15 protein-coding genes and 2 pseudogenes are annotated in these 12,728 nt (G+C 67.2%); 9 read left to right on the forward strand and 8 right to left on the reverse strand.

What is annotated here, in order from left to right:
• Positions 1-154: 154 nt before the first annotated feature.
• Positions 155-1,166 (reverse strand): annotated as a pseudogene (locus J3R73_RS17150) (ABC transporter substrate-binding protein).
• Between the two features lie 168 nt (positions 1,167-1,334).
• On the opposite strand from J3R73_RS17150, the gene J3R73_RS17155 reads away from it, so the two are divergent.
• Positions 1,335-2,252: an SMP-30/gluconolactonase/LRE family protein gene (locus J3R73_RS17155; protein WP_307429285.1), complete on the forward strand. Its 918-nt coding sequence runs from the start codon at positions 1,335-1,337 to the stop codon at positions 2,250-2,252.
• A 29-nt stretch (positions 2,253-2,281) separates the two neighbouring features.
• On the opposite strand, the gene J3R73_RS17160 is transcribed toward J3R73_RS17155, so the two are convergent.
• Positions 2,282-3,013, reverse strand: coding sequence for a GntR family transcriptional regulator (locus J3R73_RS17160; RefSeq protein ID WP_307429288.1), 732 nt, complete (start codon positions 3,011-3,013; stop codon positions 2,282-2,284).
• A gap of 230 nt (positions 3,014-3,243) precedes the next feature.
• Between J3R73_RS17160 and J3R73_RS17165 the strand changes: the two genes are divergently transcribed.
• Positions 3,244-4,077, forward strand: coding sequence for an HpcH/HpaI aldolase family protein (locus J3R73_RS17165; protein WP_307429291.1), 834 nt, complete (start codon positions 3,244-3,246; stop codon positions 4,075-4,077).
• 10 nt (positions 4,078-4,087) lie between these two features.
• A complete protein-coding gene (locus J3R73_RS17170) occupies positions 4,088-5,473 on the forward strand; it encodes an FAD-binding oxidoreductase (RefSeq protein WP_307429294.1) in 1,386 nt (461 codons plus the stop codon).
• Positions 5,474-5,629: 156 nt separating this feature from the next.
• Here the strand turns inward: J3R73_RS17170 and J3R73_RS17175 are convergent, their stop codons facing one another.
• On the reverse strand, positions 5,630-5,854 hold the full coding sequence (locus tag J3R73_RS17175; protein ID WP_307429297.1) for a hypothetical protein: 225 nt from the start codon (positions 5,852-5,854) through the stop codon (positions 5,630-5,632).
• A gap of 330 nt (positions 5,855-6,184) precedes the next feature.
• Positions 6,185-6,430: pseudogene (locus J3R73_RS17180) on the reverse strand (LysR substrate-binding domain-containing protein); the annotation flags it as partial.
• Between the two features lie 76 nt (positions 6,431-6,506).
• On the opposite strand from J3R73_RS17180, the gene J3R73_RS17185 reads away from it, so the two are divergent.
• A complete protein-coding gene (locus tag J3R73_RS17185) occupies positions 6,507-6,917 on the forward strand; it encodes a (R)-mandelonitrile lyase (protein ID WP_307429300.1) in 411 nt (136 codons plus the stop codon).
• The gene (locus J3R73_RS17190) at positions 6,914-7,141 is read left to right on the forward strand and encodes a hypothetical protein (protein WP_307429303.1); all 228 of its coding nucleotides are present in this window, start codon (positions 6,914-6,916) and stop codon (positions 7,139-7,141) included. The genes J3R73_RS17185 and J3R73_RS17190 overlap by 4 nt, the downstream gene beginning before the upstream one ends.
• Positions 7,142-7,151: 10 nt before the next feature.
• Here the strand turns inward: J3R73_RS17190 and J3R73_RS17195 are convergent, their stop codons facing one another.
• Positions 7,152-7,418: a hypothetical protein gene (locus tag J3R73_RS17195; protein WP_307429307.1), complete on the reverse strand. Its 267-nt coding sequence runs from the start codon at positions 7,416-7,418 to the stop codon at positions 7,152-7,154.
• 50 nt (positions 7,419-7,468) lie between these two features.
• Positions 7,469-8,236 (reverse strand): DUF899 domain-containing protein, encoded by a 768-nt coding sequence (locus J3R73_RS17200; protein WP_307429310.1) that lies wholly within the window; start codon positions 8,234-8,236, stop codon positions 7,469-7,471.
• A 121-nt stretch (positions 8,237-8,357) separates the two neighbouring features.
• Here J3R73_RS17200 and J3R73_RS17205 point away from each other — a divergent pair, with 121 nt between their 5' ends.
• Together J3R73_RS17205 and J3R73_RS17210 are read left to right on the forward strand one after the other, a co-directional pair.
• The gene (locus J3R73_RS17205; RefSeq protein ID WP_307429312.1) at positions 8,358-9,593 is read left to right on the forward strand and encodes a helix-turn-helix domain-containing protein; all 1,236 of its coding nucleotides are present in this window, start codon (positions 8,358-8,360) and stop codon (positions 9,591-9,593) included.
• A 45-nt stretch (positions 9,594-9,638) separates the two neighbouring features.
• Entirely contained in the window at positions 9,639-10,325 is a 687-nt protein-coding gene (locus J3R73_RS17210; protein ID WP_307429318.1) for a Vgb family protein, read from the forward strand.
• A 169-nt stretch (positions 10,326-10,494) separates the two neighbouring features.
• On the opposite strand, the gene J3R73_RS17215 is transcribed toward J3R73_RS17210, so the two are convergent.
• Positions 10,495-10,902 carry a winged helix-turn-helix transcriptional regulator gene (locus J3R73_RS17215; protein ID WP_307429320.1) on the reverse strand — a complete coding sequence of 136 codons (408 nt, stop codon included), beginning with the start codon at positions 10,900-10,902 and terminating at the stop codon, positions 10,495-10,497.
• 72 nt (positions 10,903-10,974) lie between these two features.
• Between J3R73_RS17215 and J3R73_RS17220 the strand changes: the two genes are divergently transcribed.
• Together J3R73_RS17220 and J3R73_RS17225 are read left to right on the forward strand one after the other, a co-directional pair.
• On the forward strand, positions 10,975-11,301 hold the full coding sequence (locus J3R73_RS17220; RefSeq protein ID WP_307429323.1) for a nuclear transport factor 2 family protein: 327 nt from the start codon (positions 10,975-10,977) through the stop codon (positions 11,299-11,301).
• A complete protein-coding gene (locus tag J3R73_RS17225; protein ID WP_307429325.1) occupies positions 11,298-12,080 on the forward strand; it encodes an SDR family oxidoreductase in 783 nt (260 codons plus the stop codon). Before J3R73_RS17220 ends, J3R73_RS17225 begins: the two co-directional genes overlap by 4 nt.
• A gap of 223 nt (positions 12,081-12,303) precedes the next feature.
• Here the strand turns inward: J3R73_RS17225 and J3R73_RS17230 are convergent, their stop codons facing one another.
• Positions 12,304-12,561 carry a hypothetical protein gene (locus J3R73_RS17230; RefSeq protein WP_307429328.1) on the reverse strand — a complete coding sequence of 86 codons (258 nt, stop codon included), beginning with the start codon at positions 12,559-12,561 and terminating at the stop codon, positions 12,304-12,306.
• Positions 12,562-12,728: the final 167 nt, after the last annotated feature.

A 12,728-nucleotide genomic window follows, 5' to 3' on the forward strand; every position in this document is an offset into this window, starting at 1 on the left:
CGCTCCCTCGGTGCACGGTCGCGGCGGCGACAGGGGCAGCCTATCGGCCCCGTCATGATCCGCGGCGCCGGAGCACTCTCCGGCGCCGGGACGTAAACCGGCCCGGAGAGCACATGCGCAGGCAGGCACGACGGCCTCCCAGGCGGGCGGGCGACTAGTGCGCGCGCTCGATCGCCTTGATCACCTCGGCCTGCGAGTACTCCTTGTTGGCGACACCGCCCACCGGCGTCTCGGCCAAATATTTGTCGAGATCGTTCGCCTCGATGGTCAGGATACCCATCGGCACCTGATGGGGCACCTTCTTGCCGTCGAGCACCTTGCTGGGCGACCCAGAACGCGAAGGTGACCATCCCCGGCGCTTCCGAGGCCGACCAGCTGTCATAGCTGCCGGCCGCGCGCTGCTGCTTCCACCAGGCCAATTCGTCCTGGCGGTTGCCCAGCATGATCAGCGGCAAGGGGCGTCCGCCGGCCTTGAAGGCCTGCGCCGTGCCGTAGCCGTCGCCGCCCTGGTCGATGACGGCCGCGATCTCCGGCAGGGAAGGAAGAGCCGTGGCGACAGCCTTCTGCGCCGTCGTCTGGTCCCAATTGCCGTTGACCTCGGATACGATCTTCAGGTTCGGATGCTTCTGGATCTCCGCCTGGACCCCGGTGGTGATGTCGGCGTCGATGCTGGTGCCGGCAAGGCCGCGGACATAGAGCACATTGCCGCCATTGGGCAGGCGCTTGGCGACCTGGCGAACCTGCTCGGCGCCATAGGTCTCCGCGAGGTCCACGGTGACCTTGTAGGCACAGGGTTCCGTAACGAGGCCGTCGAAGGCGACGACGACGATACCCGCGTCGCAAGCCTGCTTGACGGCGCCGTTCAAGGCCTCGGGAGAGGCCGCATCGAGGACGATGGCGTCGTAGCCCTGCAGGATCAGGTTCTGGATCTGTGCGGCCTGCGTCGGCGCCTCCTTGTCGGCCGTGGTGAAGGGATCGGCGGCCGCGACGATCTTGTCCGCCACGGCCTGCTTGCCGACCTTGTCCCAGCTCTGCAGCATGGCCTGGCGCCAGGAATTGCCGGCGTAATTGTTGGACAGCGCGATCTTCTTGCCGGACGTGTCGGCAAGCGCGGTGGTGGCGAGGCACAGGGCCAGCACCGAGGCGATGGCGATTGCAGGTTTCATGGAGATCCTCCCGTTCGTTTTGCGTCGGCGTTCGCCGTGGCCTCCCCGGGCCCTTGCGGCTCGTTCGAGGCGACCGCGAGAAGTCACCTCGAATTTGAATTGAACCTAAGGTACAAGTCGGCTTAAGGTCAAGATGCCTCGCAAACCCGGCCCATCAAGAGAGCGAAAATGCCTGCGACCCCCTCCTGTTTCGAGTGTCTAGACGAGCGCTTCCGCCGCCTGTTCATCCCGACAGCGCGGCTCGACACCTTGTTCACCGGATGCCGCTGGGCCGAAGGCCCGGCCTATTTCCCGGCGGCCCGCTCGCTCGTCTGGTCCGACATCCCCAATGACCGCATGCTGCGCCTCGACGCGTGCAACGGCATCGTGTCGGTCTTCCGCAGCCCGGCCGGCCACTCGAACGGCAATACGGTGGACCGGTCCGGGCGCCTCGTGACCTGCGAGCATGGCGGACGGCGGGTCTCCCGCACGGAATTCGACGGCAGCGTGACGACGCTTGTCGACCGCCATGACGGCAAGCGGCTCAACAGCCCGAACGACGTGGTGGTGAAATCGGACCACAGCATCTGGTTCACCGATCCCACTTATGGCATCGATTCCGATTATGAGGGCCATCTCGCCGCGAGCGAACAGGCCGGCAACCACGTCTATCGCCTCGATCCGGCCGGCGGACTGCGCCTCGTCGCCGACGATTTCGTGCAACCCAACGGCCTCGCCTTCTCCCCGGACGAAAGCCTGCTCTACATCGTCGATACCGGCCGCAGCCATCGCCCCGACGGACCGGCGCATATCCGCAAATTCACGGTCTCGGATGGCGGCACGCTCCGCGGCGGCGGCATCTTTGCCGATTGCCAGGCCGGATTCTTCGACGGGCTACGCGTCGATACGAGCGGCCGGATCTGGACGAGCGCCGGCGACGGCGTTCATTGCTACGACCCCGATGGAACGCTCATCGGGAAGATTCTTGTTCCGGAAGTGGTTGCAAATGTTTGCTTCGGCGGACAAAAACGCAATTATCTCTATATTTGCGGCACGACGTCGCTCTATGGCGTGCGCCTGCCCGTGAACGGCGCGGCGACGTTCTGAGCGCGGCGCCCCTGTCGCCTGGCGTCTCGTCAAGCGCCCTGCGCGACGTTGCTGATCAGGCCCTGCTGAAGCGCCGAGACGTAGGATTGGCGGGTCCCGAGGATGTGGCGGACCAGGATGGAATCGATCTCGATCAGATCTCCCCGCTCGAAGGCGCTGATGATCTGCTGGTGTTCGACATAGGATCGATCCTGCACGCCGGCGAGCGGCACCGAAAGATGGGTTCTCAGCGTGGCGATGAGGCCTGCGACGAGCGCGTAGCCATCCTCCAGGTAGCGGTTATGGCAGTTGCGGAAGAAGGCTTCATGGAAGGTGGTGTCCGCGCGCGAATAGGCGATGGGATCCCGCCGCAGCCGGGCCGCCTCCATGGCCGCCATCGCCTCGTGCAGCATGGCGATGGTTTCGCTGCGGCGCCTCGTCATGGCGAAGCTCACCGCCCGGCATTCGAGCAGAATGCGGTATTCGCACAGATCCAGGAGATCCTGCTCGGTGGGAAAGAAGACATAGCTGCCCTTCTGGGGAATGATGTTGACCATCCCCTGCAGCTGCAGCATGGAGAGGGCTTCGCGCACCGGCGTGCGGCTCACCCCGAGCTTGGCCGCGAGCCCCAGTTCCGAAAGCTCGCTGCCGAGCGGCAGCTCGGAATCGATGATCGCCTGGCGCAACCTCTCGGCCACCGTGGCGGTGAGGGTGCGGGGACGGTCGATCGAGAGCGAGGCGGACTCGGCAAGCGGCATGAAGGCGGCGGTCCCGGTGAACAATCAGGTTGCATCTAGGATACAAGACGCATGCCGCTTCGGCAAATCCTGCAGCCGAACGATGCGAAATCGCCTCGGCGCGAGGTCCGCGGCAAGGTCGGCTCTACCTTATTTTGCGGTGTGAGGTACTGTACTTCAGTTTCCAGCACGGCTAGGATGCCATCGGTTTAGCGTGCCCCCGCCCCGCTTGCATGCGCGGACCAAGCCGGCGCCGACGCCCATGGAGACGGAATATGTTCAAGCCAAATATATTGAAAAGGCGCCTCGGCGCCGGCGAAGCCTTGTTCGGCGCCTGGATCGAGACGGGCAGCGCCACGAATGTCGAGATTCTCGCCCATCAGGGTTTTGATTTTCTCATTCTCGATCTCGAGCACGGCTTCGGCGAGTTGCGCGATGCCGTGGACATGCTGCGCGCCGCCGAAGGCGTCGTGCCCTGCATCGTGCGGGTGCCGTGGAACGATCCGATCGTTCTCAAGCGCCTGCTCGATGCCGGCGCGGACAGCCTGATGATTCCCTCCGTCGAGACGGCGCAGGAAGCCGAAGCCGCAGTTGCGGCGTGCCGCTATCCCCCTCAGGGACGGCGCGGCTACGCAGCCCCGCTCGTGCGCGCCTCGACCTTCGGCAAGGCCGCCGATTACATGCGCCGCGCCAATGACGAGATCCTGATCGTCGTCCAGCTCGAATCGGCCGGGGCCGTCAGCCGCGCCGCGGAGATCTGTGCGGTGGACGGCGTGGACGTCCCCTTCCTCGGGGTCAACGATATGGCCGGATCGATCGGCCTCCTGGAACAGCTCGGGCGGCCGGAAGTGCGTACGCTCGTCGCTGAGGCCGAGGCGGCCATGCTCGCCTGCGGCAAGCCGATGGGAACCGTGCCCAGCGCCGGCGCCACCTGGCAGAGCCTGATCGGCACCGGCTACCGCCTCATTCCCGTCGCCAGCGACGTCAGCCTCATGCGCGACGCCGCCCTCGCGGTGGTGCGCGAACAGGTCGAGTTCCGCCGGCAGGGGGCGGCTCCGGGCGGGGGCGCCCCCGGCGGGCAGAACGCTCCGTCGCCCCGTGGCTATTGAGGCTTCGCCTATGGCATCCTCGAACATCGTGGAGCAGCTGCGTCAGGCGCTCGGGCCGTCGGCCGTGCTGGCGGGCGACGACATCCCGGATCGGAACCTTCAGGATTGGAGCACCCTCGGGCCGGTGCGCCCGCAGGTCGTCATACGCCCCTCCGATCCGCAGGGCGTGGCCACGGCCATGCGGATCGCCGCGCAGCATGGCATCGCCGTCGTCCCGCAAGGCGGCCTGACCGGGCTCGCCGGGGGCAGCCGGCCGATCGAGGGCGGCATGGCGCTCTCGCTCGAACGCCTGGTGGGCATCGAGGAAATCGATCCGGCGGCCGCGACGATGACGGTACGGGCCGGCACCACGCTGGAGGCGATCCAGCGGGCCGCCGACGACGCGGGCTTTCTCTTCGCCCTCGATCTCGGCGCCCGCGGCTCCTGCGCGATCGGCGGCAATATCGGCACCAATGCCGGCGGCAACCGGGTCATCCGCTACGGCATGATGCGCGACATGGTGCTGGGCCTGGAGGTGGTGCTGCCCGACGGCACGCTCGTCGACGGGCTCAACAAGATGATCAAGAACAATGCGGGCTACGACCTCAAGCAGCTCTTCATCGGTTCGGAGGGGACGCTCGGCGTGGTGACCCGCGCCGTCCTCAAGCTTTTCCCGAAGCCGGCCTGCACCATGGCCGCCTTGTGCGGGCTGGGCAGCTACGAGGCCGTGCTCGAACTGCTGGCGAGCGCCCGGCGCTGGCTCGGTCCCACCCTCTCGGCTTTCGAGGCGATGTGGCCCGATTATTGGGAGGTGGCGACGCGCCGCGTGCCGAACATCCGCCGGCCGATCGCCGGCGACCATGAATTCTACATCCTGGTGGAGGCACAGGGCAGCCATGCCGACGACGCCCGGCGGTTCGACAGCTGGCTGGAAAGCCAGGCCGAGGCGGGAACCATCGAGGACGCGGCCGTGGCCCAGTCCCTGGCGGACGTGAAGGCATTCTGGGGATCGCGCGACGCGGCGGCGGATTTCAAGCTGGTGCTCGGCCCGCACAGCTCCTTCGACATCGGGCTTCCGGTCGCCGGCATGGATGCCTATGCGCGCGCATGCCGTGCCCTCCTGGCGGCCGAGATACCGGGCTGCACCAGCTATTTCTACGGCCATATCGGTGACGGCAACATGCACATCATCGCCTGCGTGCCGGGCGCCGACGCCCAGCCCTATGACGCGATCGACGACGTGGTCTACCAGTTGGTGCGCAGGCATGGCGGCACGATCTCCGCCGAACACGGCATCGGCCTCAAGAAGAAGAAATTCCTGGCCTATACGCGCACACCGGAAGAATTGGCGCTGATGCGCGTCATCAAGAACGCCCTGGATCCGCAAGGCATCCTGAACCCGGGAAAGGTCCTCTGAGCCCGCGCAAGCTTCTGCGCTGGCCCTCATCCTCCGGCGACGGATGCAGTGCGCTCGACAGGCTCGGGATGCGGCTGCCCGTCGCCGACAGCGGCGTCGCGCCGGCCCAGGCCGAGCATGGCGGAGCCGCCCGCCCAAGGACGGCCGGCACTCCCTTTACGGATTGGCGGGCGATTCTGGCCACAGGAAGTATCCGTCCTTCTCGATGGCCGCCTTCACTTGGTCCGTGCCCACAGGGCTCTCGCTCGTGGGGGCGGCGACATCGATCTGCTTCAGATACATCCAGACCCCCGAGGTCAATTTCGGCAATCGCGACCCTGCCCTGTCGCCCACGAGCGCCTGCGCTGAACCCGGTGTCGCCGTGAACTGATAGAAAATCATCGCTTCCTCGCCGAATAATGGAAAGAGACCCTATTAGATTTGAATACCGTCAAAATAGTGTCGCGAGGCGACGAAATCCAAAGAAATCGATTATATTTCGTAAGGTCCATTCCGAATTTTATTCCGATTAAAAGATCTTCATGTCGGAACAAAACGCTGACATGGCTGACCTCATGGAATTTTACCTTTGATCCCCAACTCAAGTCGCCATATTTTCTGAATACAGGCACGCTGTGCACCTCTCTTTCCGCCCCTCCATCGCGAGACCTTCGCTCAGGCCGGCTCGACCGCCTCTCTCGATATCGGCAGCGCGGATGCGGGTCGCTCCCGTCAGCCCCGGTGGCGCAGCGTATCCGCCAGCAGCGCGAAGGCTGCGGAAGGCTGTCGCCAGCTCGGATACTAGAGATGGTAGCCCGGAAAGGGAGAACACCCGTCCTCCGGCACGCGCACCAGGCTGCCGTCGGCGACGAAGGCTTCGGCCTGGTCCTCCAGCACGCAGGCGAGGCCAAAGCCGGCCACGGCGGCGCGGATGATCATCGGCACGTCGTTGAACACGAGCTGGCCTTCCACCCGGACCGCCTGCATGCCACACTCGCGCGATGCTGCCGGCGGCGTGGGCGCTCGCCGGCTTTTCGGCGACGAGGAGAGGACGATGGAGATCAGGCGAAACGGCTCGCAGCCATCGGCGAAGGGGCCGGAGGCCTATTTCACCGGCACCGTGAGGATCGATGCGCCGTTCAGCGGCAGCGGCGGGGCCCGCGTCGGCGGCGCCACCGTCACCTTCGAGCCCGGCGCGCGGACCGCCTGGCACACCCATCCTTTCGGCCAGACGCTCATCGTCGTCTCCGGGCTCGGCCGGGTGCAGCGGGAAGGCGGCCCGGTCGAGACGATCCGTCCCGGCGATATCGTTTGGTTCGCGCCGGCGGAAAAGCACTGGCATGGCGCCGCGCCCGATTGCGCGATGACGCATATCGCGATCGCCGAGGCGCTCGACGGCAAGGTCGTCGAGTGGATGGAGAAGGTCACCGACGAGCAATACGGCGCCGACGCGGCCGTGCGGTGACGGCCGCCGCGCCACGGCGAGCGAAGGACCATGACGATATCGCCTCTGCACCCGCGAAGACCGAAAGGAAATGCTCGCGGTCGGCCTCGGTGCCGGTCAAGCACGGCATCAATCCCTGCCTGCCGCTGCTCGACATCGACGGCACCCTGGTGCTCGTGGGACAGATCGGAACGGCCGGACGTTCGCTACGTTTCGTGATCGACATGGCATCGCCACCGGCATAGGCGCCGGTTTCTAATACCGTCCGCGGGAGCCGCCTCCCCGCCTGGCGGCCAGCCGCAACCAGGGTGCCGCATGGAAGGCGCTCATCAGCAGATACATGGCCGCCATGCCGCCCAGCGGCGATCCGCCCTCCCCGGCCGAGCAGAGCATATCCGGCGCGCTGCCGCCAGGAACGCCCGCGAGCAGCGCCATGATGGCGAAGGTCGGCGCCGCCGCGAGGCCGAGCCAGTCGGCCGCGCCGAGGGTGGCGGTGCCGCCGCCCCTGCAAGCCTCACTCATGTCCTGTCTCCCGCTTCGGCATGACCGAGCCACAAAGAGGACGCCTTCCCTCAGGCCCTGTCATACTCGTCATGGCGGCGCCACCAGATGCCCGCCTCGTTGCGGCCCTTGGGGGCGCGGTCCAGCCACTGATACATGCCCCAGATGCCGTCCAACCCGCGCGCATAGGTGGAATAGGTATGGTAGACGACGCCGTCCTCCCGCACGAAGGTGCTCAGGCCCGGCCTGTCGCGTGAATAGGTGGCCGCGTCGGTTCCCGACATCGCCGCGAACTCGGCGACGGGAGCGGGAACCGGTGTGGCGTCCATCGCGTGGCCGCCGCTCCGGTAGTTGTATTCGATGGTTCCCGCGCGCTGCTGCTCCTCGGTGAAAGAGACGTTGAAGTCGAAATTGAAGTCCCCGCCCTGCGAGGAGGCCCAGGCAAACCTCCAGCCCATCCGCTGCTTGTAGGCCTGCAGCTTTTCGAGCGGCGCCCGCGACACCGCCGAAAGCGTGACGTCGTGATTGGCCAGATGGACGACGAATCCGTCGAACCCGTCGGCGATCGACGAGCAGGACGGGCATCCCGCCTTGTAGTCGGGCCCGAACATGAAGTGATAGACGAGAAGCTGCGAGCGCCCTCTGAAGAGGTCGGCCAGCGAGGCCGAGCCCTCATCGGTTTCGAACCGATAGGCCTTGTCGACGCGCACCCATGGCAGCGCCTGGCGCCGGCGCGCCAGTTCGTCGCCGCGCCGCGTCAATTCCTTCTCGGCTTCGAGCAGAGCGAGCCGGGCATCCAGCCACTCTCCGCGGGTTCCCGTCATGTGTGTCGTCGGCATGGGTCTCTCCTTCGTTGGTCTCGTCGTCGCCCGGTGCCGATACGGCTTGCCGCCGGGCGGTCGTGAGATAGGCTAGGACCGGCTGTCGAAGGCTGGGAGTGACAAATGTGGCGGGATTTCCGTGGACTCGCTGATCACCACCGCGGCGCGCGCGCTCGCCGCGGGTGATCCTCTCGGCGCGCTGAACCGGGTCGCCCTGCGCGAGGACGCGCCGGCGCTGGCGCTGCGAGGCATCGCGATGGCGCAGCTCGGCGACTTCGATCGCGCCAGGATCCTGCTGCGCCGTGCGGTCCGTGCCTTCGGCCCGAAGGAAGCGGCGGCCCGCGCGCGATGCGTCGTCGCCGAGGCCGAGATCGCGCTCGTGTCGCGCGACCTCGGCTATCCCGCGAAGGCGCTCGAGGCGGCGCGGGCAACGCTCGAGGCGCATGGCGACCGCGTCAATGCCGCGCATGCCCGCTACCTCGAGGTCCGGCGCCTCCTTTTGATCGGGCGGCTCGACCAAGCTGAGCATGTGCTGTCCGAGCATATGCTGGCCGATCTCGATCCCGCGCCTCTCCCGCCCGCTTCGCAGGCCGCCCATGCCCTCGTGGTCGCCGGCATCGCGATGCGGCGCGTCAGGGCGGGGGAGGCCCGGGCGGCGCTCGCCCGGGCCGGGGAGGCCGCACGCCGCGCGGGCATCCCGGCGCTGACGGCGGAGGTCGAAAGCGCCTCTCTGGTGCTGGAGACACCCGCCGCGCGCCTGATCGCGCGCGGCGAAGAGCGCCCTCTCCTGCTCGACGAGGTCGAGGCGCTGCAGGCATCGAACGCCCTCGTCGTGGATGCCTGCCGTTACATCGTGCGCAGCCGGGGCGTCGTCGTCTCGCTCGCAACCCGTCCGGTGCTGTTCGCGCTTGCGCGGACGCTGGCCGAGGCATGGCCGGGCGACGTGTCGAGGGACGCGCTCGTCGCGCGTGCCTTCGGCGCGAAGGCCGCCGACGAATCGCATCGGGCGCGGTTGCGGGTCGAGATCGCCCGGCTTCGCGCCATGCTGCGGGCGCTGGCGGGCATCGGCGCCACGAAGCGGGGATTTGCGCTGGCGCCGCGCCGGGGCGCCGAGGTCCTCGTGCTGGCGCGCCCGGTCGAGGAGCGGCATGCGGCCGTGCTCGCCTTGCTCGCCGACGGCGAGTCGTGGCCAAGTTCGGCCCTGGCGCTCGCCCTCGGCGCCAGCCAGCGCACCGTGCAGCGTGCCCTCGACCAGCTTGCGGCGGCCGGCAAGGTGCAATCCCACGGCCGCGGGCGTGCGCGGCGCTGGATGACCCCGCCCGTTCCCGCTTTCGCGACGACGTTGTTACTCCCTGCCATCCTGCCGGGCGGCTAGGATCGAGGCTCGACGTTCCCGCTCCTCCGCCGGCAGGACAGAAGCATGAAGCGATCAGAAGCCGAGATTCTCCGCGAGTACGGCCCCTTTCCGGGCGTCTGCAACGTCGCCGGCGTCACGTTCGACGGCCGGCACGCATGGTTCGCCTCCGGCGACAGGCTGAACGCCTTCGATCCGGCCAGCGGCGAGCCGGTGCGCTCGCTCGACGTGGCCGCCGATGCCGGAACGGCGTTCGACGGCCGGCATCTGTTCCAGATCGCCGCGGATCGCATCCAGAAGATCGATCCGCACACCGGGCGCGTGCTCGCCACGATCCCGGCGCCCGGCGGCGGCGGCAATTCCGGCCTCGCCTGGGCGGAAGGGACGCTCTGGGTCGGCCAGTACCGCGACCGGAAGATCCATCAGGTCGATCCCCATACGGGGGCGATCCTGCGCACCATCGAATCCGACCGTTTCGTCACCGGCGTGACCTGGGTGGACGGCGAGCTCTGGCACGGCACCTGGGAAGGTGACGAGAGCGAGGTGCGGCATATCGATCCCCGAACAGGTGAGGTGATCGAGAGGCTCGACATGCCGACTGGTATGGCTGTTTCGGGCCTCGAATCCGATGGCGGCGACCGGCTTTTCTGCGGCGGCGGCAACAGCGGCAAGGTGAGGGTCGTGCGCCGGCCCCGGCGAAACGCCGCGGCTGGCGGCGGTTCTGCGACGACCATCGGCGCCACGGCCGAGTAGATCCTTCGGGTGCTCTTTTCGATCGCTGCGCCACGGCGCGGCGCATTCCGGAGCGGTGGCGGGCTACCCATCGGTAAAGAGGCCGAATGCCGGTGGCGCCGGGTCATCGCGACCAGCCGACAGTCGAAGCGGGAAATCGCTCCGCGGCCCACGGCTCCTTCCGATATCGCTACGCGGATTCGGCTCCCGGGCTGCCCACAGCGTCCACTTCGCGTGGCCGCCCGACAGCCCAGGTCAGCAATGCGTCGAGGGCCGGGCACAGCGCCTGGCCCCAATCCGTCAGGGCATATTCGACCTTCGGCGGGACCTGGTGATGGACGAAGCGATGCACGATGCCGTCCTTTTCCATCTGCCGGAGTTGCTGGATCAGCATCTTCTGCGAGATCGAGGGGATCGCGCGCTCCAGATCCGAGAACCGCAGCACGCGGCCGCCGAACAAATGGAAGAGGATCACCAGCTTCCAGCGTCCCTCCAACAGCTTCAGGGCTCGCTCCACGCCCTCGGCGGCCGTCTCGCGCGTGTAGCCATCATGCTCACCTTTCGGTAAGTACCCAACTTTTTCGTGCGTTCTTGTCATTCTGTCAGCCTAGGGCCAGTTTCGCTCCGACGCAATCGATCGGCCGCAAGCGCGTTGCCGGAAGGAGCCCAGATGACGATCCAATTGCCCGCCCCCCTATCGGCCTATTTCAAGGCGGACGCCGTCGATGGCGAAGCCGTAGCCCAATGCTTCGCCGAAGCCGCCATCGTCACCGACGAGGGCGGCACGCATGCCGGGCGCGACGCGATCCGGCAGTGGAAGGCCGGCGCTTCGGCCAAATACACCTACACCAGCGAACCGTTCGCGATCACCACCGAAGGTGGCCGGATCGTCGTCACCAGCCATGTCACCGGCGACTTCCCCGGCAGTCCGGTGGACCTGCGCTACCTTTTCGTCCTCGATGGCGGCAAGATCGCTTCGCTGGAGATCGTCGCATGAGCTTCGACCTCGATCTTGCCGGCCGTCGTGCCCTCGTCACCGCCGGAACGAAGGGCATCGGCGCCGCCGTCGTCCAGGCCCTGGCCGAGGCCGGCGTGAAGATCGTCGCCGCGGCGCGATCCGTGCCCGAAGTCCCCCCTCCGGACGTCCACTACGTCGCCGCCGACATGACGCGGCCTGAGGGCTGTGCCGAGGTCGCCCGTAGCGTTGTCTCCCATCTCGGCGGCGTCGATATCATCGTGAACGTCCTTGGCGGTTCCTCCGCGCCTCCCGGCGGCTTTGCGGCTCTGGGCGATGACGAGTGGCTCAAGGAGATCAATCTCAACCTGATGCCGGCCGTGCGTCTCGACCGCGCCCTCCTGCCCTCGATGATCGAGCAGGGACACGGCGTCATCATCCACGTCACGTCGATCCAGCACGAATTGCCCCTCCCCGAATCCACCACGGCCTATGCCGCCGCCAAGGCCGCCCTGGCGACCTACAGCAAGAGCCTGTCCAAGGAGGTGACGCCCAAGGGCATCCGAGTGGTCCGCGTTTCGCCCGGCTGGGTGGAAACCGAAGCGGCAGTCGCCCTGGCGGAGCGTCTCGCGGCGGATGCGGGCACGGACTATGAGGGTGGCAAGCTGATCATCATGGATGCGCTCGGCGGCATTCCGCTCCGACGCCCTGCCAAACCGCGAGAGGTCGCCGACCTCATCGCGTTCCTCGTATCGCCGAGAGCCTCCGCGATCACCGGCACGGAATACACGATCGACGGCGGCACCGTTCCGACTGCCTGAAGGCCGTCACGCAGGCCGGCGCTTGTCCGCAAAGCAGGCCGCAGAGTCGCTGGAACAGCCTCAAGACGCGATCCCGGCGATCGAAGGAGAAGTCGTTCCATGTCCGACGCGGCCGCCCCTCCATCGAAGCCTGCCACCTGCTTCACCGCCGAAATCAAAACGGCCCGTACCGCCGAGATGGCTTCCGAGCCCATGGAGCCCAGCACGGTTGCCGCGCCAGGCGTCACCGTCGGCGGCGCCAGAGTGAAGCCATCCTCCATATGGTGCCGCGCGTTACGGGAACGGTCGCGTCATGCACGATCGGCGCGGTATGCAGGCGTCGCCATGCGAAACCGCCGGCCGCCAGCAAAAGCAGCGTGAGCGCGCCGAGCATCCAGATGCGAGGATTGCGCCGCTTGTCGCGGCGCCCCGCATCGGCGGCGCGCTTGGGGCTGTCGGCGGCATCGCGATACGCGGCATGGCCTCTGATCTGATCGTCCATCGCCCGGACTGCGAAACGGCAGGGTAACCTACCGCATTCGGGAACGGCGAGATTGATCCGGATCTGGCCGACATCGAAGCATCATGAAACCGTCATCCTGGATGCGGGCCCTGTCGATTATCCTGGCGGCGGGGAGCAGAATGCCCTGCTCGCAGAGAAAGTCAGAC

The organism is Labrys monachus (assembly GCF_030814655.1).
Lineage (GTDB): Bacteria > Pseudomonadota > Alphaproteobacteria > Rhizobiales > Labraceae > Labrys > Labrys monacha.